This is a genomic window from Pedobacter duraquae (assembly GCF_004362245.1).
Lineage (GTDB): Bacteria > Bacteroidota > Bacteroidia > Sphingobacteriales > Sphingobacteriaceae > Pedobacter > Pedobacter duraquae.
On the sequence record NZ_SNWM01000004.1, the window covers coordinates 130,776 to 150,722 of the forward strand.

The 19,947-nt window shown below is 38.3% G+C and carries 18 protein-coding genes; 12 read left to right on the forward strand and 6 right to left on the reverse strand.

What is annotated here, in order from left to right; all coding sequences use genetic code 11:
* Nucleotides 1-14: 14 nt before the first annotated feature.
* Nucleotides 15-395, reverse strand: coding sequence for a DoxX family protein (locus CLV32_RS16120; RefSeq protein WP_133557395.1), 381 nt, complete (start codon nt 393-395; stop codon nt 15-17).
* Between the two features lie 152 nt (nt 396-547).
* Here CLV32_RS16120 and CLV32_RS16125 point away from each other — a divergent pair, with 152 nt between their 5' ends.
* Both CLV32_RS16125 and CLV32_RS16130 read left to right on the forward strand, forming a co-directional pair.
* Nucleotides 548-1,807, forward strand: coding sequence for a glycoside hydrolase family 28 protein (locus CLV32_RS16125; protein ID WP_133557397.1), 1,260 nt, complete (start codon nt 548-550; stop codon nt 1,805-1,807).
* Between the two features lie 72 nt (nt 1,808-1,879).
* Nucleotides 1,880-3,394 (forward strand): glycosyltransferase family 39 protein, encoded by a 1,515-nt coding sequence (locus CLV32_RS16130; protein ID WP_133557399.1) that lies wholly within the window; start codon nt 1,880-1,882, stop codon nt 3,392-3,394.
* Nucleotides 3,395-3,404: 10 nt separating this feature from the next.
* Here CLV32_RS16130 and CLV32_RS16135 read toward each other — a convergent pair whose 3' ends face one another.
* Together CLV32_RS16135 and CLV32_RS16140 are read right to left on the reverse strand one after the other, a co-directional pair.
* The gene (locus CLV32_RS16135) at nt 3,405-4,079 is read right to left on the reverse strand and encodes an ATP-binding cassette domain-containing protein (protein ID WP_133557401.1); all 675 of its coding nucleotides are present in this window, start codon (nt 4,077-4,079) and stop codon (nt 3,405-3,407) included.
* Complete coding sequence (locus tag CLV32_RS16140; protein WP_133557403.1) at nt 4,076-4,360, reverse strand: hypothetical protein; 285 nt, start codon at nt 4,358-4,360, stop codon at nt 4,076-4,078. The genes CLV32_RS16135 and CLV32_RS16140 overlap by 4 nt, the downstream gene beginning before the upstream one ends.
* A gap of 56 nt (nt 4,361-4,416) precedes the next feature.
* Between CLV32_RS16140 and CLV32_RS16145 the strand changes: the two genes are divergently transcribed.
* The 5 genes from CLV32_RS16145 (at nt 4,417) to CLV32_RS16165 (ending at nt 11,671) form a co-directional block, all read left to right on the forward strand.
* Nucleotides 4,417-4,998 (forward strand): RNA polymerase sigma factor, encoded by a 582-nt coding sequence (locus CLV32_RS16145; RefSeq protein ID WP_133557404.1) that lies wholly within the window; start codon nt 4,417-4,419, stop codon nt 4,996-4,998.
* A 65-nt stretch (nt 4,999-5,063) separates the two neighbouring features.
* Nucleotides 5,064-6,044 (forward strand): FecR family protein, encoded by a 981-nt coding sequence (locus CLV32_RS16150; RefSeq protein WP_133557406.1) that lies wholly within the window; start codon nt 5,064-5,066, stop codon nt 6,042-6,044.
* 253 nt (nt 6,045-6,297) lie between these two features.
* Nucleotides 6,298-8,991 carry a TonB-dependent receptor domain-containing protein gene (locus CLV32_RS16155; RefSeq protein WP_166641957.1) on the forward strand — a complete coding sequence of 898 codons (2,694 nt, stop codon included), beginning with the start codon at nt 6,298-6,300 and terminating at the stop codon, nt 8,989-8,991.
* Nucleotides 8,992-9,105: 114 nt separating this feature from the next.
* Nucleotides 9,106-10,359 (forward strand): Na+/H+ antiporter, encoded by a 1,254-nt coding sequence (locus CLV32_RS16160; RefSeq protein WP_133557410.1) that lies wholly within the window; start codon nt 9,106-9,108, stop codon nt 10,357-10,359.
* Nucleotides 10,360-10,528: 169 nt separating this feature from the next.
* The gene (locus CLV32_RS16165) at nt 10,529-11,671 is read left to right on the forward strand and encodes a DEAD/DEAH box helicase (protein ID WP_133557412.1); all 1,143 of its coding nucleotides are present in this window, start codon (nt 10,529-10,531) and stop codon (nt 11,669-11,671) included.
* On the opposite strand, the gene CLV32_RS16170 is transcribed toward CLV32_RS16165, so the two are convergent.
* Nucleotides 11,649-12,485 (reverse strand): hypothetical protein, encoded by an 837-nt coding sequence (locus CLV32_RS16170; RefSeq protein WP_133557414.1) that lies wholly within the window; start codon nt 12,483-12,485, stop codon nt 11,649-11,651. The genes CLV32_RS16165 and CLV32_RS16170 overlap by 23 nt on opposite strands.
* 354 nt (nt 12,486-12,839) lie before the next feature.
* Between CLV32_RS16170 and CLV32_RS16175 the strand changes: the two genes are divergently transcribed.
* Nucleotides 12,840-13,238, forward strand: coding sequence for a toxin-antitoxin system YwqK family antitoxin (locus CLV32_RS16175; protein ID WP_166641958.1), 399 nt, complete (start codon nt 12,840-12,842; stop codon nt 13,236-13,238).
* Between the two features lie 349 nt (nt 13,239-13,587).
* Here CLV32_RS16175 and CLV32_RS23125 read toward each other — a convergent pair whose 3' ends face one another.
* Complete coding sequence (locus CLV32_RS23125) at nt 13,588-13,758, reverse strand: hypothetical protein (protein ID WP_166641959.1); 171 nt, start codon at nt 13,756-13,758, stop codon at nt 13,588-13,590.
* 157 nt (nt 13,759-13,915) lie between these two features.
* Between CLV32_RS23125 and CLV32_RS16180 the strand changes: the two genes are divergently transcribed.
* A complete protein-coding gene (locus CLV32_RS16180; RefSeq protein WP_133557418.1) occupies nt 13,916-14,236 on the forward strand; it encodes a hypothetical protein in 321 nt (106 codons plus the stop codon).
* A gap of 89 nt (nt 14,237-14,325) precedes the next feature.
* Here the strand turns inward: CLV32_RS16180 and CLV32_RS16185 are convergent, their stop codons facing one another.
* On the reverse strand, nt 14,326-16,065 hold the full coding sequence (locus CLV32_RS16185) for an FAD/NAD(P)-binding protein (RefSeq protein ID WP_243732336.1): 1,740 nt from the start codon (nt 16,063-16,065) through the stop codon (nt 14,326-14,328).
* A gap of 103 nt (nt 16,066-16,168) precedes the next feature.
* On the opposite strand from CLV32_RS16185, the gene CLV32_RS16190 reads away from it, so the two are divergent.
* The 3 genes from CLV32_RS16190 to CLV32_RS16200 all read left to right on the forward strand — a co-directional run bounded on the left by CLV32_RS16190 (nt 16,169) and on the right by CLV32_RS16200 (nt 19,943).
* Complete coding sequence (locus tag CLV32_RS16190) at nt 16,169-16,753, forward strand: DUF1543 domain-containing protein (RefSeq protein ID WP_133557420.1); 585 nt, start codon at nt 16,169-16,171, stop codon at nt 16,751-16,753.
* Nucleotides 16,754-16,802: 49 nt separating this feature from the next.
* Nucleotides 16,803-17,489 (forward strand): alpha/beta hydrolase, encoded by a 687-nt coding sequence (locus CLV32_RS16195; protein WP_133557422.1) that lies wholly within the window; start codon nt 16,803-16,805, stop codon nt 17,487-17,489.
* Between the two features lie 81 nt (nt 17,490-17,570).
* On the forward strand, nt 17,571-19,943 hold the full coding sequence (locus CLV32_RS16200; protein ID WP_133557424.1) for an ABC transporter permease: 2,373 nt from the start codon (nt 17,571-17,573) through the stop codon (nt 19,941-19,943).
* The last annotated feature ends 4 nt before the right edge of the window (nt 19,944-19,947 follow it).

Here is a 19,947-nt window from a genome sequence, read left to right on the forward strand (position 1 = left end):
GATTTATTTGGTTTTTATTTGCTCAGCATAGGCGCGTATTTCTGTCTGTTATCATAAATTATCCAAGCCAGGATCAAAACGAACACCGCTGTGAAAGGTAATCCGCTTGGATCTGTAATGGTATTGGTCAGGATGATTCCGATCATAACGGGGAAGACGATCAATGCGCCTAGTGCCCTGGTTTTCGGGAATATGATCAATATCCCTCCGATGACCTCTACTATTCCAACAAGTGGCATCAGCCAGCCTATCGCCATCATTCCTCCCATAGCTTTGACCATTTGTGGAGACAGATTTTCTGGTGCCGGCATATAGTTAAAGAATTTATTAAGGCCAGCATTGATGAACATTAAGCCAAAAATGATGCTTAACACGAGTGTGATTTTGTTTTTCATATTATTTTCTTTGTAAGTTTCTTCGTAAAAGATCTCTGTCAGTAATCATTTTCTAACACGTGATCTCAAAAAATTACCGATCGATTGATAAAATCATGATCATCCCAATTTTATGATTAAATTACATTATATAATTTCCATTTCAAAAAATTATGATAAAGAGAATTTGCTTATTGGTAGCCTTACTTGGACAGTGTTTAGTTTCGAAATCTGAGGACTTCGTCATTACAAAATTCGGGGCAATCAATGATAGTACCGTACTCAATACCAAAGCTATTCAAAAAGTAATCGACAAGGCAAGTATTCATGGAGGCACTATTATCATACCAAAAGGTGTCTATCTCACTGGTGCACTATTTTTTAAACCAAAAACACATTTGCGTTTGTTGCCTGGTGCGGTGTTAAAAGGATCGGATGACATTAAAGACTATCCTCTGCTTCCATCAAGAATGGAAGGACGGAGTCAGGAATATTTTGCAGCGTTGATCAATGCCTATCGCGTAAACGGTTTTACTGTTAGTGGACCCGGTGAAATAAATGGGAATGGTCTTCGTTTTTGGAAAGCCTTTTGGTCGCACCGTGATTCTTTAAAAACCATAGGCAGGGAAACTACAAACCTGGAAGTGCACAGACCCCGACTTTTGTTTATCTGGGGCAGCAACGATGTGATTATAAAGCATGTTAAACTCCGTGATGCGGGATTCTGGACAACACATCTTTATCAGTGCGAAAGGGTATTAATAGACAGTTGCGATATCAGGTCGCCGTTTAAGCCAGTCCCCGCCCCTTCCACTGATGGCATTGATATAGATGTCTGCAAAAAAGTAACGGTTAGCAATTGCTACATTTCTGTAAATGATGATGCTATATGTATTAAAGGTGGTAAAGGTCCTGATGCGCACAAACTTCCTGAGAATGGAATTGTGGAGGATATTCTGGTAGAAGGCTGCACCTTCGGATCAGCACATGCAAGCGTTACATTAGGAAGTGAAAGTATCCATGCCAGAAACATTACAATTAGAAATTGCCGTGTGGATAATGATTGCCCGCTCCTTAAATTTAAGATGCGTCCAGATACCTACCAGATATTTGAAAATATAACTGTAGATCATATTACAGGAACTTGCGGCACATTAATCAACTTGAATCCCTGGAAACAATTTTTTGATCTTGGAAAGAGTAGAGAAAAGCCATTTGGCATTGTAAGAAACATCACGATGTCGAATATTAAGGTTTCTTGCCAGAGTTTAGGTGATATTGTAGGTAATATTTCGGACCAGGTTTCTGATATTATATTCAAAAACATCAGCGTTACCGCAAAATCACCGGGCTTAAATAATAAATATGAAAAGGTGACAACAGATAATGTTTTCGTGAATGGAATCGCATTCGTTTTGAAAAATAAAAGCTAATCTACTGGAAGAAAATCATTCGTTAGGTAAATTTCTTATGTCTGAATATGTAACCATTCCAAAAAAGGAAATATGAGCAGGAAAACAGTGATTTTAATCGGCTTTATTGTATTGAAATTTGTTTTATCGTATCTGTTGGTCGATTCCGCATATGATCTGCAACGTGATGAGTACTTGCATCTTGATCAGGCTAATCATTTGGCATGGGGTTTTACCTCTGTCCCTCCTGTTACATCCTGGATTTCATTTGTCATCAAATTGCTGGGCAGTACAGTGTTCTGGATTAGATTTTTCCCTGCTCTGTTTGGTGCATTAACGTTGCTTGTCGTATGGAAGGCTATTGAAGAGCTGAAGGGGAATTTATTTGCATTGGTCCTCGGTGCTACCTGTATCTTGTTTTCTATTCTACTCAGGTTAAATCTTCTCTATCAACCTAATTCATTGGATGTACTCTGCTGGACGGCGTTTTATTTTTTTCTTATCAAGTTTATCAATTCTGACCGGGCTAAATGGCTGTACATTGCAGCAATTGTTTTTGCGATTGGCTTTTTAAATAAGTATAACATTGGCTTTTTGTTGATTGGATTGTTGCCTTCAGTATTGTTGACCGAACAACGCAAACTGTTAACAAAGAAGGCAATATATTTAGCTGTAGTCCTTGCGTTTGTACTTGTATTGCCTAACCTGATCTGGCAGTACGAGAATCATTTTCCTGTAGTTCACCATATGAAAGAGTTGTCTGCAACGCAGCTCGTTCACGTAAACCGCCTTGATTTCCTCCAATCCCAATTTATATTTTTTATGGGCTCCTGGTTTATCATCCTGTTTGGGTTGTGGGCATTGCTAATGTATCCGCCCTTCTTGAAGTTTAAGTTTTTCTTTTATACCATATTTATTACGATAGCCGTTTTTCTATTGCTGAAGGCTAAGGATTATTATGCTATCGGTGTTTACCCAATTTTCTTAGCTTTCGGCGCGGTATATTTATCCAAGATCTTAAAAAGTGATTGGAGACTGTATTTACAATCAGCAGCATTAGCAATTCCTATTTTGCTGTTCATACCGATGTATTTTTATGGATTTCCTAACAAATCACCGGAATATATCGCGGAGCATGGAGAGCGCTATAGAGATCTCGGGCTGCTCAGGTGGGAAGACGGTAAGGATCATAAGCTACCACAAGATTATGCAGATATGTTGGGTTGGAAAGAGCTGGCAGCCAAGGTTGATCGCGTTTATGCAAGCATCCCCGATAAACAAAAAACTATCGTCCTCTGCGATAATTACGGTCAGGCGGGCGCGATTAACTTTTATTCAAAGAAAGGTATTAAAGCGGTATCTTTCAACGCCGATTATGTTAACTGGTTTAACCTCGATCAACACTATATTAACCTTATTAGAGTCAAAGATGGAGAAGGTGATGAACTTCAAAAAACCGGCCCTTATTTTAAGTATGCATCGAAAATTGCAGGTGTTACCAATGTGCTGGCAAGGGAATATGGAACAGTAATCTTTGTATTTCTAGATGCTAAAATAGATATCAATAAGAGAATTAGCGATGAGGTAAAACTTGCAAAAACCTATTAGTAAAATACGCCTATCTATTTAAATTGAGTGAAGCAGGAAGATATCCCGAATCGATCAGGTCATTTATTCCTCCTATGACTTTGGTGTTTCCGTTATTTAATAAAACATTTCTTGTAGAAATATCGAGCACGTTGTGATAGTCATGATCACTAATTACGATGCTTTTATCTGGGGAATTTAACTTAATAATACCCTTAATTGTCTCTACGTTAATTGGTGATATTCCGTTAAATGGCTCATCTAATAAGATATAGGGTGCTTCGGAATACATAATTAGCATCACTTCCAGAATTCTAAGTTCTCCGCCAGATAATTCTTTTGCTTTGCAGTTGAGCCAGGGGGCTACAAGTTCATGATTTGAGAGCTTTAAGGCAATATTTTCGGGATGGAAAGCATTAATAAGTTGCTTTATGCGTACATGGTTCGGCAGAAAGCTATGTTGCGGCAAATACCGAATAAGATGCTTACTATCGGCCAGTGTATCAAGTTTATTTCCTTCTATACTGACATATTTATAATCACTTTTTAGAGAACCGAATATAATCTTTAAGAGCGTGGATTTGCCCGATCCATTTCTCCCAAAAAGGCCAACAATCTCGCCCTGTTTACAGGATAAGAATATGTCATTTAATATTTGTCGACTGCCGAACATCTTTCGAACGCTGTCAATATGTAAACCACTCATATCGTTAGCAGAAGCCCTATAAAAAGACTGACACCTATGGTATTTACCCAGAGCCAGAACCTACTCAATCCCAGATTATGGTAAAAGTAGTATTCTTCTGTATTTTTAATTTCGTAGATGTAGTAGTGCAGCGCGAGGCTAAAGACAATATAAGATATACCCACTCCGGCAAGAAATCCGATACTACCCATCATTAAAAGGGACAATAAAATTGACAAACCCAAGGATGGTATAATCAATCTTGAATAGAAAATAAACAATCCTCTTGTTATTGATTTCATTAGCGTTTTTTATATGTTACGGTTATCACGAATATACTATATTCGTCCAAAGCTTTATGACCGATATTAATAATTTGAGTGATGATGAGTTACTTGTCTTGATTAAAAAGGACGATGGAGCCGCCTTTACCACAATTTACAATAGATATGCAGGAAGTTTGGCAGCTTTCGCGGGTGCGAAATTGTATCATCTTGAAGATGCCAGGGATTTGCTACATGATCTTTTTATCAAATTATGGGAAGATCGCTACAATTTAAATATTGACACCAATTTAAAGAATTATCTTTTTTCCGCCGTGCGGTATAAGGTAATTGACAAGATAAGGAAGAATGTGATCAGACAAGATTACTCGCCGGTAACTCATAACTCCGAAGATTATGGCGCTCAGCATCAGCTGGAAGCAAAGGAACTGCAGCTCGCGATTGAGCAATCATTAAATCAGCTTGCACCAAGAACTAAAGAAATTTTTTTGTTGAGCAGACACCAGCATCAAAGTATCTCGGAGATCGCACAAATGCTTGGTTTATCTGAGCAGACGGTTAAAAATCAAATCAGTGCGGCCTTAAAACACCTCCGCCAACAACTAAATACTGCGCTTCTTAGCAGTATATTTATTTACTGGTGGTTTTATTACTAAGAATATATTTTCATTTTCTATAGTACTATATCAGTGTCCGGCCGACAACTACAAAATCACCAGTTATGGACAAGCAGGGAATAGATCGTTTATTGGACCGCTATTTAAAAGGAGAAACCAGTATTTTTGAAAATGAGCAGGTAGAACTTTGGCTAGCAATACAGGAACCTGAGCGCACGGAATGGAGTAATCTAACAGCTGTTGAGCGGGAATCATGGCTGAGTAACCTCCTCACAGATGTTCAGGATTCTTTAGTTCGAGATCCAAAAGTGATTAAAATGCCAAGTAGAAGGACAGCCTGGAGAAAAATTATGGCGACAGCCGCTTCAGTAATTTTGATATCGATGATAGCTCTTTATTGGCTATCAGATCGAAACCCGGCTCGTCCCGACAATTCAACCGTTGTTCATGTGGCTCAGAACCAAAAGCGGAAGGTTGTACTTCCCGATGGAAGTACAGTATGGATAAATGCGTTATCAGATTTACAGTATCCAAAAGACTTTAATGCCCGGACCAGAGAAGTTTATCTCAGTGGAGAGGCGTATTTCGATATCAAACATGATACGGATAAGCCATTTATTGTACATACAGGCGTATTAAAAACCACCGTATTGGGTACGGCATTCAATATCAATGCCTATCGGAATTCCGGACAGATAACGGTAACCGTAACCCGAGGCAAAGTCGCTGTGTCTGACGATCATCAGATTTTGGGATTTATAACCCCTAACCAGCAAATTTCTTATGATGTCAACGAAAAAACAAATCACAAAAAGCAGGTAGACGCCGGAGCATATGTATCATGGCCAGCTGATCTCTATTTTGACAATGTCACATTTGAATCTGCGGCAAATGTGCTTTCCGAACGTTTCAAAGTAGATATTGAATTTGCTAACTCAGCAGTTAAAAGTTGCCGGTTTTCTGGAACAGCCTTGGCTGGAAAGAACCTTGAGCATATTTTAAAAGTAATCTGCTCGTTTAATCAGGCTACTTACAGCCATACTGCTGATGGCAAGATTTTGATAGATGGTCCAGGATGTAATTAAATAATAAATAGATCCAATATATGTAAGTTATAGCAGAGATGCGGATTTGCCAGGCAGAGCCGTAATCAAAAACTGCAGACCGGTTGCACCCGGCCTGCAGTTGTACCAGACCTAAGTCTGGTTGTTTTAAATCTTTCACAATCTAAAATCTTTTAAAAGTATGAATTTTTCTGCATCAATGCAGGGACCGGGCAACATATGTAAATACAACTGCCAAAGGTTCTCAATAAACTACCAATTAATCAAACAACTCATGCGTGTTAGCGTCCTCTTCTCTATATTTCTGCTTTGCTTTTTGCAGGTGATTTGGGCAACACCAAGCAACGCTCAATCCATGGTTATACAAAAAGTTGTAGTTGGACTTAAAAACGAAAGCCTTCCACGTGCGTTCAGGCTGATAGAACAACAAACATCATTTAGGTTCTTCTACCGAAGTTCCGACATTAAAGGGATCAACAATCTAACGCTAACAGCAAAAAGCCGGACCATTGAGGAAACATTACAGGAACTGCTTAAAGGAACACTTCTAACATTTAGGCAACTTGATAACAGTATTTTGATTGAAAAACTAATACAATCAAATTATCAAATTAGAGGAAGAATAGTTGACGGTAATCATAACCCAATTAGCATGGCTGGTATTAAACTGATATTTGATAATCGGATCATAGAACGTGCCACCAGTGATATAGGAGGCTCATTTTTACTTCAACCCACACGAAAAGGGAATTGGCTGATTATTATTTCGGCACCTGGAATGGACAGTTTATCAATAAGTGTTATGCTTGCAGAAAAAAGCAGCATAGAACTGGAAGATATAGTTTTGGGGGCCCATATCAATAAATTGAACGACGTGATCATTGTTGGTAAACGTGCCTATATCGAGCAGAAGATTGACAGAACTGTTATCAATGTAGGATCCTTGATTTCAAATGACGGTGCTAATGCACTGGAAGTACTGGAAAAATCACCCGGCGTGGTCTTAGATGCAAGTGGCAATATTAGCTTTAAGGGAAAGGCTGGTGTGTTAGTGTTAATTGATGGAAAACAGACGTATTTGTCGGGTACTAATCTTGCTGGATATCTCAAGTCACTACCCTCTTCCGCTCTGGATCAGATTGAATTGATGGACAACCCTCCTGCAAAATATGATGCTGGAGGAAACTCAGGAGTCATCAACATCAAAACTAAGAAATCAAAAATTCAAGGTTTTAACGGTGCCCTATCTGGAAGTTTTACTCAGGCTCATTACGGACAAACAAATGAGAGCGTCAATTTAAACTACAGGAAGAATAAGGTGAATTTATTTAGTAATCTTTCTTACAGCCTTAATCACACCTTTAGAAAGCTGGATTTGGGTCGCAATTATTTCAATGCAGATGGCTCGTTAAAATCGGCATTTGAACAGACCCAGTATATTCAGCCGTATAGCAATGCCTTTAATGGAAAAATTGGTCTGGATTATTATTTGTCGCCAACTACAACATGGGGATTTGTTTTGACCGGCTTATTTAGCCCTGGAAAAACAAAAAATCCTTCTATAAACAACCTTTTCAATGGGGACAATCAGTTGATAAATATTGTCACTGCAGATAACACCAGCAAAGGCAGTTTTAATAATAAAGGAATAAATGTTAATTATAGTCACCAGTTTGACAGCCTTGGGAGCGGATTGACTTTTGATATAGATTATATTAACTACGGTTCTAAAAATGAACAGAGTTTTCTGAACAGAACCTATGCCAGCGATCAGGCCCTTACAAATAGCAGTAAAATCATCAGTGATTTGCCAACTGATATTGATATTCTATCCTTTAAAACTGACTACACTCATCCTTTTAAGAAAAATGCGAAAATTGACGCCGGACTTAAGAGTAGCTATGTGAATACGGACAATGCTGCTAACTATTATAATGTGATAGATGGGACAGGTATTCCAGATTATAATTTGAGTAATAGATTCCTGTATCAGGAGAATATCAATGCTGCTTATGTCAATTTCAGTAAAAGTTACCGGAGACTGGTATTTCAAACCGGAATGCGGTTGGAGAATACAAATGCGAAGGGCCATCAGTTGGGAAATAGTAAACAGGCAGACTCAAGCTTTACCCGGCATTATACAAATTTATTCCCTACTGCCTATCTATCTTATAAGTTGGACAGTACGGGTACTACGACATTGGTCTTGTCTTACGGGAAGCGAATCGGAAGACCTTTCTACCAGGACTTAAATCCATTCATTACTATTTCGGATCCTTTTACTTATTCTTCTGGGAATCCCTATCTACAGCCCCAGTTTTCCAACAACTATAAACTAACCTATAATTATAAAAGTATATTTAGCGGGTCAATTTATTATTACTACATCAATGATTTACAAAATGAAGTAATCAGGCAGCAGGGAAATATCTTCATAGATGGGACAGGAAATATTGGTAAAGCAAATTACATTGGTGCTTCTTTGAATGTGAACGTGGAAATCAGAAAATGGTGGTTTTTGAGCACGTATGCACAAGTTTTTAAAAATCGTTTTCGCGGTGATTTGTTTGGTAATTATCTGGATCAATCTTCCACCTTTGGAGAAATAAACATGACAAATCAGTTTACATTTTTGAATGGCTGGAGTGCGGAATTGAGTGGGTGGTATATCACTAAGCGTGCCGGTGGACAGTTCATTAATTTTGCTACCGGACAACTCAATGCCGGAGTACAAAAGAAGATACTAAATAACAAGGGCGCAATCAAACTTAATGTTCGTGATATATTAAACACATACACTGCGGATGGGTTGACAAACTTTTTGCCAAATGCAAATTCCACTTTTAGAAACAGGTTCTATCAGCGTTCATTTACGTTAGGTTTCAATTACAATTTCGGTGGATCAGCTAATTCCAGAAAGCGAACTGCAGGCGCAGCTGAGATTGAAAAGGCAAGAATAAAGATGTAGAATCTGGATTTAATAAAGGGCTTCTGGATAATCTGGGGCTCTTTATTGGACATTTGCCTTTGGTTTGCATTCGGAAAAATACGATATTGCCTGCTACGTAAATTAGTTATACTAATGGAAAACTACAGTGTTGTTATTTTTATACTTGCAGTAATGATTGGGCTATCAGCAATCGCGGATAAAATAAAGCTACCCTACCCTGTTTTACTGATCATTGCCGGGATGGCTGTTGGGTTTATCCCTGATCTGCCCGCTGTTACACTCAATCCCGAAATCGTATTCCTCATATTCTTACCGCCGCTGTTGTATGATGCAGCTTTTAATATTTCATTTAAGGAATTCAAAATTAATATAAATACGATAGGTACCTTGTCTATTACTTTAGTATTTCTAACAGCGTCTGGCATAGCCGTTGTTTCGCATTACATGATCCCGGGCATGACCTGGCCTTTGTCATTTGTTTTAGGGGCTATTTTATCAGCTACTGATGCCGTAGCGGCCATGAGCATTACCAAAGGACTTGGGCTATCCCATAAAACAAATACTATATTGGAGGGAGAAAGTTTGGTTAATGATGCTTCGGCATTAGTAGCTTATCGTTTTGCCGTTGCCGCTGTTACCGGTGCTGCTTTCGTTTTCTGGCGTGCAGCTTTGGATTTCGGCATATTAATGATCGGAGGTGCTCTTGTAGGCATGGTGATGGCCAAAATCCTAGGCTATATTATTGCCAGGATACACAATAACGCAATGGTTACGATCAGCTTTATGTTGCTTATGCCATTTGTTACCTATTTAATTGCCGAACACCTGCATGTATCTGGAGTGATTGCTGTTGTCATTCTCGGGCTTGGGATTTCCAGGTTTAGCAGGACTATTTTTCCAAATAGCCTTAAACAACAATCGAAATCATTTTGGGATGTTATTATTTTTCTGCTCAATGGCTTGATTTTCATTCTTATTGGTATTCAATTTCCTTATGTAGTTCGAAATATTGCTAGTGATCAGATATGGCCATACGTGGGCTATGGTTTCATTATCACTGTCATAGCACTGGTTTTGCGAATGTCTCGGGTATTTCTTCAGAAAAAAAATTTACAAAGGGCATTTGCCAAGGGAAAACATCGCGTAGTTGAAGGTGCATTGCTTGATTTTAAGAACAGTTTAATTATCAGCTGGTCTGGAATGCGTGGGATTGTATCACTGGCCATTGCTATAGGACTTCCTTTAAAACTCGCAGATGGCAGCCCATTTCCCGAGCGAAATGCGATTATTTTCATTTCTGTTGTTGTTGTGTTATTCACACTTATTGGGCAGGGATTAAGTTTGCCTTGGTTAGTGAAGAAATTGGAGGATTATAAGCCTACATAGTTTATTCAGGTTTAATTCAGATAAATTTGAAATAGCCTTTAACTTTAGTCCTACTTCAGATGAGGATGGCATAAAAGATACTGCCAATTGGTTGATGAACAGCGAACTATAAATTCAAAGTAGTTTACAGATGCTTTTTGTTTATTTTTACAGCAAATCCTGAATGTATATGCCGTTTAAATCCCTTGGTCTTTCAATTTCCTTATTAAAGCCGTTGAAAGATCAACAGTTCATTAAGCCTACTCCTATTCAGGAAACGGCTATTCCAGCCATTTTAGCAAACAGGGACATATTGGGTATTGCGCAAACTGGGTCTGGAAAAACGGCCGCTTATGTATTGCCACTGCTAACCCGGTTACAAAGAAATGCGGGTGAGAAAAACAGATACGCGAATGTATTGGTTTTGGTTCCTACGCGGGAGCTTGCTGAACAGGTGAAAACTGTATTCCAAACGTTTAGCAATCCACTTGCTGAAACGATTAAGACTTTAGCAGTTTATGGTGGGGTGTCTATCAATCCACAAATGATGGCCATGCAGGGAATTAATGTACTAGTGGCAACTCCCGGGCGCCTATTAGAACTCGTAGCTGCCAATGCGGTACATTTATCTAATATCGAAACATTGGTTCTTGATGAAGCGGACAAAATGTTAAATTTGGGTTTCAAAGACGAGGTTAGCAAAATCCTTAGTTTATTGCCGGCTAAACGACAAAATCTTTTGTTTTCGGCAACACTTAATAAGGATGTCGAACAGATCCACCAGATTTTACTGCAACAGCCGGTAGTATTCCAGATTGACGAAGAAGAGACGACTTTCGAGTTAATTAATCAGGTTGCTTACATCGTATCTGATAGTAAAAAAGGCCCTTTTTTAAGAAAATTGATCAACCATCATAATATGAAACAAGTGCTTATTTTTGCATCTTCAGTCCATCAGGCCGATGCAATTGTAAATAAGCTTATCAAAAACAACTTTGATGCGAAGTCCATCCACAGTAAAAAGAGTCAGGGCTTCAGGAAAGATACCCTGCATCTTTTTAAAATAGGGAAACTTAGGATCCTGGTTGCGACAGATCTGATGGCCCGCGGTATTGATATCAATGATTTGCCATTTGTGATAAATTATGAATTACCACGCGCTCCTAAAGACTATGTGCATCGTATTGGGAGAACGGGACGTGCAGGTTCCACCGGAGATGCAATCTCATTGGTTAGTCAGGAAGAGCTGCATCATTTCGAGGTCATCCAAAAGAAAATGGGTAAAAAGGTCAATCTTATTGATAGTGAAACTACCGTTTGGCCAACGATTTGATGGCTTCGTCGTTGTTGGCGATTTCGGAATTTACGTGAAGACTATCATAATTTAAGTATACCGTGAACTTCGGGTTCTTGTTGCTGTCAAATTTTTTGACCAGCGCTTTGTCCATCACCAATAACTGAATACCTTCCCTTTGGTTGGCATTAATTAATGTAGAGAACTGGTACATGCGATTGCCGATGAACCAGATGTTGGTTTCCATGGGCCAGGTAACCCGATCGGACGTATGGGCCTCGCGTATTGTTTTGAAAGGTTTTCCAAGTTTGTTTTCCAAGTTATGCATCACCTGAATGAAATAATTCTTATCCGTTTTATTCTGCCGTGTTCTGAGTATTGCGGCCTTCACCTTCCCACTAGGGTCAGCGATAAAGTTGATATATTCAAAGTTCAGATCATGAAAGTATCCAATCTGCCGGATTGGGTGAAGACGATCGAGACCTAGTTTCTCTCTTTCCTTTGCCTCCTGATCAGATAAATCGCTATCGAGCCAGTCTAAGACCTCATATGAAGTGTATCCTTTAAATGGATTGTCATCATTACTTTTTTTATCCTTTTGTGCATCAAAAAAGTCGAACGGTACTTTGTAATAAACACCCCGTTCTATCATATAATAACCTAGGCTGTCGTGAGGAACCAGATCCGAACGCTTGTAACCTATGTTTTCGTATAAGCGGTTTACGTCAATGTTTTTGAAGTCCAGGGTTTCAATATTGATTTTTTTGATTTTTAACTCCTTGTCGCCATTTTTGCAGCCAATTGTATAGAGCATGGTCGAGATGCAAAGCACAGTAAATATTTGATTTTTCATTGAGAGAACTATTTAAGTTGTACCAATATCACCTCTGCAAACTAAAATTACATGTAGGGGTAATTCAAAGGTCAAATGACCTTTGGTTCTTAACAGCAATAAGGAGGGATTTTCATGTTCGATATATACCGTGCGAGAAGTATAACTATATCGACGGATAAATATACAAATTACTAACTTGGAATATGAATATGTAGCAATTTTATCTTTCCAAATACTAACGTGGTTAGAATTTCAACCTGGCGTACTCTTTGCTCAAAAGATTAAATGCAAATATTTAATGAGATAGTGCGAACTCGGATAATGAACCTTTGGAAATCACTTAGCATAATAGGCCTTCTAACGGGATGCTTGATGTTCTTTTCCGCTCAAATTAGCGCATTTCAGCTGAAGCCAAATCAAGACAAGTCAATCACTGATAAGAGACTTTTTATCAGTTATCACCCAAACGGGAAGATTAAACAAAAAGGGTATCAGGGAAATTATTCAGGATACGGGATTTCTACGGGTATGAGTTTAGGAACATGGTACATTTACGATAAGAATGGTAAACTGATAGAAACTGTTTATTATCATAATGACAAGCCTACGAAAGCCTATATTTTAAAGAAGACATATTATCCAAATGGAAATGTTAAATCCATTAAAAGATTCAATAATTATCAGCTTTATCAGGCTGAAATTGACTCTATCGGAACCTGGAGTTATTTTGACGAGCGTGGTAACTTAATTAGGATAGAAAAGTATAGGTAAAATCATTTCAAGATAGATTCATTTCGGTAAAACTGGATGAGCGTCTGATTGTTATTTATCAGAAAAATAGCGTTAGAATAGATCTTATGAAGTATATATACTTATTTTTAGCAATGATGGTATTGTTCAGCGTTGGATGTAGTAATTCAAATAATAATGATACCATTAACAAAACATCCAAAATCGATTCAGGCAAAACAGAAGAATCCGGCGGACGAAAAGTCTATTTGCAGGGTGACAGCACCAAGTCTGATTCGATTGTTACTTCGAGAGATACAGTCCGTCGATGAAATTATAGCGCTAACGGTTTAGAATTAGCCCCTAGATTGTCTTAAATCGTTTTTTAAGATCACATTTTCTTTTTCACCTGCTCTCGCAGCTTATCTTCCGCATATTTCACTTCATCTTTCTCAGAAATGAACGTGTCGTTTTCTGGCGCATTTGTGTCTCTTTGACCTGTTTTGGTTGAATTGGCGACAGATTTTTCCTTTTGATTTCCCGTGGTCTTGTTTTTGGTCATTGTATTAAAATTTAAACTTAACGTGCATTGATCATAACAATCGATTAAGCTATCTGTTTAAATCGTTTGGAATTATTAAAGAGGTGGTTGTTTGTATCCATAGCTTGTTTACCTTGATTAGCTGATTCTTGTTGAAAAACGTATATTTGTCTTGAATATGGGTTACGCAAAAGAAAGAGGAAAGATAGAGCAGTTATCAATTAAAATTGCCGCTATCGATGTATACAACGAGAAGAATTTTGATATCCTTGTCGATACACAAGAAAAATATTCGCATACCGTGCGAATATTAAAGAATAAAGAACCAGAAACTTTTGGGTCTTTATATGAAAATGAATTGCAGGCAATTAAGGCTAGTAAAAAAGCTGTTCGCGAGAGTGAAGATGAGGTTACGCGTCAGAATACCTTTACAATTTATAAAACTGTATTGCTCGACGCTTTGGCTAAAACTGTTGAGGCTACATTAAATTCACTATAAAAATAATCTTGAAACGCCTGATTGGGCGTTTCAATTAAATGCGTCATCTCAGGCTGGTTGCAAGCAGGCGTATTATTTCATCTTTGCTACTAACTTTCCTTTGGCTGCATTATAGCTTTAGCCACTGTTTCTGAAGCGGCTTCACAAAAGTCAATGCCAGAATAATCTGGATTGTAGCCTCCTATGTAGGGCACAGCCATCATGTAGATTCGTTCACTATGTTCGCCAGTGGCATTTATAACCTGAAAATTGTCATTGATCGTAATCCCGGGTACCTTCAAATAATAGTTATTATGACCTTTTTCTACCAGTTTGTTACCCGATTTCATGTCGGACTGCCCGACGGAGGCAGATTTATATTGTAACAATGCCGGACTCACCGTATGTGATTCGATCAGGCTTTTGAAAGGGAAGTCAGCATAGGATAAATGTGGCTGACCTACGCAGTCTACAAATAGATCAAAAGATACTTTTTGCGCTACACCTGCATTATCGATATAGCTGTAAATTGCGCCGCCTTCAGGATTGGGTTCTACGGTACTATCATCGTCAACTGTGACCATATTTAGTAAACCAGCGTCATGCAGGGCCATTAGATCACGACATGAACTTTGCGGAACAAAAGCAATGACTACAGAAATAAGCGGCATCAGTACGTTTTGTAGTCTTTGCATATCTTCAGCTGACAGATACTTGGCCGGGTAGTTCATAGCGAAACTTAACACGGCCAATACTTCTTTCCAATATATCGATTCTTTACGCTGAATAGATTTCTCGGCTTCGGCGTATTCTAATTTAAAAAGTTCAAAGGGATCCATTTTTTCCCTTGAGTTCATCATTGAATTTACAAAGGCTTCCAGAGACATATCTTTAATGCGCTCGTAAAAATCCGGGTCTTTTTCAGGAAACATTGCTTTAAAATTCTTTTCAAATATGAAGTCGAGCGCTATAAATCCCCCATTCCCGCTAATGTGTTTTTTTATTTCCTCCTTGCTTAGCGTTGCATCTTTTCCGAGATGTGAGTCTTCCAGGTGAAAACGGACGGCTGGTAGCAAGCCATTACGGGAATGCATAACAATACTGAAACCAGCACTTTCAGGAGCCAAATCATAGAAATACCTCCCGTTATGCTCTCGAAACGTACCGTTCTCACGGGCGAGTGTCCGGATAGCATCAATTGCTGTAAGAGACGATCCCTTAATCCCTACAGCGTTGTTCAAGTGTAATTTTAATTTTTTAGGCGGATATGGGGAATCAAAATAACCAGGGATTTTACCCTCAAACTTTTTCGGCCAGTTATGCCCTGTGCACACAATAACGCAGTCAAAGTCGAATACTTTAGCAGTATCTGTTGTCACTTTCACCCTATTTTTTTCCGGATCGTCAACTATGTCCGTTACGGATGTATTCAGATAAACTACTGTAGCAATAGCACGCTGTGCTGCCCTATGCCTTAATAATTCAAATTGCGCACTGAGATATTCCCCGAAAAATAAACGTGGCAGAACTTTGTATTCGTTAAAGTTATTTGAATTGATGTGAAATCTATTTAGAATTTCCTCTGGCGCCATCTTAACCCAATCGTGGATTGAATTGAAAATCACCGGGATTTCATTATCAGACACATTGGTAATATGTTCATCATTAGCGCCTTCCAAGCTGTAAGGCATTCCAGAGCCAAGATAGCCCTTACGTTCAAAAATAGAAATATCAAAATCCGGCTGGCTGGCTTCAACGAGTCGTTTGTACATGAAAAGCCCGCTAGGGCCACCACCAAGAATAGCAATTCGTTTTTTTGTAGTTGTGTGCCCCATTATTAGATTTGACATTTGTTTAAAAGAATATTCCACCGTATAAGTTTATTTTGCGTTAATTGTTTAGAAATACAAAATTATAATCGCCCCTTGGCATATTCCTTGTAAGCGTAATCTAATGGAACAACAAGCGCAATCGGCACCAAAAAATAAGCTATACCTAGTATTACTGGGTTCCAAAGCCGCCAGAAGAAATGTGGAACAGCATGACTATTTTTTTGGCATTGGTAGTTCTCTTAAAGATCTTGTTCCTCAAATGAAAGCTTTCTGGCCTGAAGCTGGTGCCTCGCTTCATGTAGACGGCTGGCGAGAAGTAACGGCTGTTGACGGCTATAGCGTGGAAGTTAAAGAAAAGAATAATTGTTCGGCAACTTCTGGCCCGCAGTTGTTCTTTATTAATCTTGGAGGTTACCTTTCCGGGAAATTGATTGAGCAACATCATATCATCTTATCAGTTAAGGACGACCGCGCCATGGCCATTCAAGATGCAAAAAAAACGGTGTTTTACAAAACCAACTCGATTAAAGGAGCCAATTCTCATATTGATGAAAAGTATGGTGTTGATGTAGACGACATATACAAAATAGAAGAAATTCTTGATCCCGCTTTGAAGTCTAAATTTGCAATTGAAATAACACCGGCTGAAGGACTTGAAGAAGATATAATTGAACTAGGTTACTTTAAGTTGGATAAATTGAAATAGTCTTAATGGCAGTTTAACTCAAATAACATTATCTTAGTTAAATAACATAATGACTGGGAAATTGGAAGATAAGAGGAGCAGAATTTACATGATTAGTGGCCTGGGTGCGGATCGGAGAGCTTTTCGTAAACTAGTTTTTCCAGATGAATTCGAAGTTGTGTATTTGGATTGGATTTCTGAGGTCAGGAATGAGTCGCTGGCTGACTATGCCGGAAGACTGGCGTTAAACATTGACAGCACTGTACCATTTTATCTTATCGGGCTTTCTTTTGGCGGAATGTTGGCTACTGAAATTTCCAAAATATTAAAACCTTTGCATACGTTTTTGATTTCAAGTTTGCCGGTATACAGTGGTCTTCCATGGTATTACAAACTTTCAGGCCTATTGAGACTTCAAAAAGCTTTGCCTCTCAGTGTAATAAAAAACAGTAATACTTTCGGGCTGAGATTTCTTGGTGCAACAACTGCTGACGGTAAAAAGCTCCTCAAGCAATTGGTTGCCGATAGTAATCCTGCATTTATAAAATGGGCACTCACGGCGATCCTGACCTGGAGAAATGAAGTGAGACCAGAAAATTTGACACATATTCATGGAAATACAGATTTCATTCTCCCTTCCAGATATCTTAAACCAGATGTTACTATTATAAATGGCGGACATTTTATGGTATATGTAAATGCTGAGGAAATTAGAACAATAATACTGGATAAAATCCAATCAAAAATAGTTCTATAGATCACTTGAGTATTTTATGGAAATAAGCGGTAGTGTGCATCGTATACATAACCTTATACGTTTAACCGCAAATTATTCTACATGTTTAAATTAAACTTTAAAATTGCTCTCCGGAATATTCAGAAAAACCTAAGTAATACATTTATTAATATTGGTGGTATGGCTGTAGCGGTAGCTGCCTTTATGACTATAATACTGTACGTTCAATACGAAAATGACTACGACGCCTCCAACCCTAACTATAAAAATATTTATCTTGTTGGCAGAAAAATTCAGGGTGATTTCTCTACGTTAACTTCTTCGGATTTTGCAAGGAAGATGAAAGCACAGATTCCAGAGATTGAGAAAGTCGGAAAAATAAAATATACAAACTTTGAGTTCGCCATATCGAACAAGAATGCTCGGATTTATGTCAAAAATGTCTTATCAGCAGATATCGAGGCTTCTAAAATTCTTAATTTTAAAACTACAGATACCATTTTTAAAGACGCGGACAATACAAGACGGAGTTTTTTCTTAAGTGAAAGTAGTTTGAAAACATTATTCCCACAAAAGCACAATCTGTCGCCAGAAATGGTGACCATTGGTAGTGTTGCCGCAGGACAAACAGGAACCGTTCATGGAACTTTTAAGGAAGACCTACATGCTAATATTACGTTTGATGGTCTAGCATTAACCAGGGATATCGCTGAGGGCATGGATTCCACAGATTACGCCTATACGACATTTATCCAGGTTAAACCGCACGCAAGCATTGAGAATCTCACAAAAAAATTAAACAAGCTCTATGCCGCTGGACTTCCTAAAAATGGTGAGTTACTTAAATTCGCCGACCAAACTAACCAGTCAGTCTATTTAGATGCACTGCAAAATTTGCATCTTCAACCTAAATCAGGTATCAATAGCAACCGCAAAGTCGTTAATGTAATTCTGTCCTTAGGAGTACTTATCCTGCTCCTGGCCTGTATAAATTTTGTGAATATCAATATTGTCCAGTCTGCAACCAGAGCAAAAGAAATTGGTGTTAAAAAAGTAATGGGAGCCAATAAAGGCAATCTGGTAATTCAGTTTATGATCGAAATATTTATCCAATGCTTCACTGCTGCCACAATAGCACTAATAATAACTGAATTTACGTTACCTGTAGTTAACAGGATATTTGAAGTCAACCTCTCCATCTGGACAAGCTTTTCCGACAGTTTCTGGCTGATTGCCTTAACCTTACTAACTACCACGCTGTTGGCGGGGCTCTACCCTGCTTTGGTTTTGTCATCTTACAATCCAGTGCGTGTCCTCAAAGGAAACTTTAGTAATAGTGCTGATAATCAATGGTTAAAGAAATCATTACTTGTTGCTCAATTTTCCATAGCTACGGCATTTATTACGGGGTTACTCCTTGTAAACCGACAACTGTCGTACATGCAGACAGAAGATAAAGGCTTTTCTGCGAATCAGGTTGTATTTGTTCAAAATAATGCAATTTTTAATACCCAACTAGATTTTCAACCTGTTAAAGATCGGATTATTCAAATCCATGGAGTAAAATCTGTTTCAGTAACAAGTTACGTTCCAACCGGACCAAAGCCGTCCGCACAGACATTTTCCATTGATGGAATAGATAAACAAATGCTTTCGGTAGCGGTCGATCCTGACTTCTTTGAAACATTAAGTATAAAATTAGTAAGTGGAAGATTTTTCTCAGATAAATTTGGAACTGACTCATCTGCTGCTGTTATTTTGAACGAAGCGGCGGTAAAAAAATATAACCTCACAAATCCAATCGGAAAATCTATTAGGAGCTGTAATTCAAGTTTTCAGATAATTGGCGTGATCAAAGATCTGAAAGCAGAAGGGTTTGAAAAAGTGGCGGAGCCAACAGTTTATAGTCTAACGAATAAATGCGCGGAAGCCAGAACGGCTATTTTGATAAAAGTTAGTGAGGGAAAGGCATCTCAAGCGCTGACTACATTAAAGGCAAATTGGTCTGGTATCAATAAACTTGACGGCGAAGATTTCAGATATGAATTTATGGATATTCTCTACGGTAAGCTCTTCAAGAAGCAAGAACAACTAAAATTTGTTTTTACCGCATTGTCAATACTAACCATTCTTATTGCTTTAAGTGGGCTGTATGCCTACGCAAAATTTATTACACGCGCTAAACTTAAAGAGATAGCTGTTCGTAAAATATTGGGTGCGAGTGACTATCAAATATTCAACCAAATAAATAACAATTTCTTCCAATTAGTGATCTTATCAAATATAATTGTTGCTCCTTTAATCTATATTTTTGCAAATCAGTGGCTTGCTGGATTTGCTTATAAACAGTCAATTTCCTTTGTTCCGTTTCTGATAACCTTGTCATTAACCGTTCTTTTATCAGTTCTAACGGTTACGATCCAGGGATTTAGGGCATTAAAGACTACGCCTTCAAAAGCATTAAGAGCAGAATAATTTT

Excerpts from the sequence above, each read along its gene's own strand:
- CLV32_RS16120 (WP_133557395.1), bottom strand. The coding sequence starts at position 395 with ATGAAAAACAAAATCACACTCGTGTTAAGCATCATTTTTGGCTTAATG.
- CLV32_RS16125 (WP_133557397.1), top strand. The coding sequence starts at position 548 with ATGATAAAGAGAATTTGCTTATTGGTAGCCTTACTTGGACAGTGTTTA.
- CLV32_RS16130 (WP_133557399.1), top strand. The coding sequence starts at position 1,880 with ATGAGCAGGAAAACAGTGATTTTAATCGGCTTTATTGTATTGAAATTT.
- CLV32_RS16135 (WP_133557401.1), bottom strand. The coding sequence starts at position 4,079 with ATGAGTGGTTTACATATTGACAGCGTTCGAAAGATGTTCGGCAGTCGA.
- CLV32_RS16140 (WP_133557403.1), bottom strand. The coding sequence starts at position 4,360 with ATGAAATCAATAACAAGAGGATTGTTTATTTTCTATTCAAGATTGATT.
- CLV32_RS16145 (WP_133557404.1), top strand. The coding sequence starts at position 4,417 with ATGACCGATATTAATAATTTGAGTGATGATGAGTTACTTGTCTTGATT.
- CLV32_RS16150 (WP_133557406.1), top strand. The coding sequence starts at position 5,064 with ATGGACAAGCAGGGAATAGATCGTTTATTGGACCGCTATTTAAAAGGA.
- CLV32_RS16155 (WP_166641957.1), top strand. The coding sequence starts at position 6,298 with ATGCGTGTTAGCGTCCTCTTCTCTATATTTCTGCTTTGCTTTTTGCAG.
- CLV32_RS16160 (WP_133557410.1), top strand. The coding sequence starts at position 9,106 with ATGGAAAACTACAGTGTTGTTATTTTTATACTTGCAGTAATGATTGGG.
- CLV32_RS16165 (WP_133557412.1), top strand. The coding sequence starts at position 10,529 with ATGCCGTTTAAATCCCTTGGTCTTTCAATTTCCTTATTAAAGCCGTTG.
- CLV32_RS16170 (WP_133557414.1), bottom strand. The coding sequence starts at position 12,485 with ATGAAAAATCAAATATTTACTGTGCTTTGCATCTCGACCATGCTCTAT.
- CLV32_RS16175 (WP_166641958.1), top strand. The coding sequence starts at position 12,840 with ATGTTCTTTTCCGCTCAAATTAGCGCATTTCAGCTGAAGCCAAATCAA.
- CLV32_RS23125 (WP_166641959.1), bottom strand. The coding sequence starts at position 13,758 with ATGACCAAAAACAAGACCACGGGAAATCAAAAGGAAAAATCTGTCGCC.
- CLV32_RS16180 (WP_133557418.1), top strand. The coding sequence starts at position 13,916 with ATGGGTTACGCAAAAGAAAGAGGAAAGATAGAGCAGTTATCAATTAAA.
- CLV32_RS16185 (WP_243732336.1), bottom strand. The coding sequence starts at position 16,065 with ATGTCAAATCTAATAATGGGGCACACAACTACAAAAAAACGAATTGCT.
- CLV32_RS16190 (WP_133557420.1), top strand. The coding sequence starts at position 16,169 with ATGGAACAACAAGCGCAATCGGCACCAAAAAATAAGCTATACCTAGTA.
- CLV32_RS16195 (WP_133557422.1), top strand. The coding sequence starts at position 16,803 with ATGACTGGGAAATTGGAAGATAAGAGGAGCAGAATTTACATGATTAGT.
- CLV32_RS16200 (WP_133557424.1), top strand. The coding sequence starts at position 17,571 with ATGTTTAAATTAAACTTTAAAATTGCTCTCCGGAATATTCAGAAAAAC.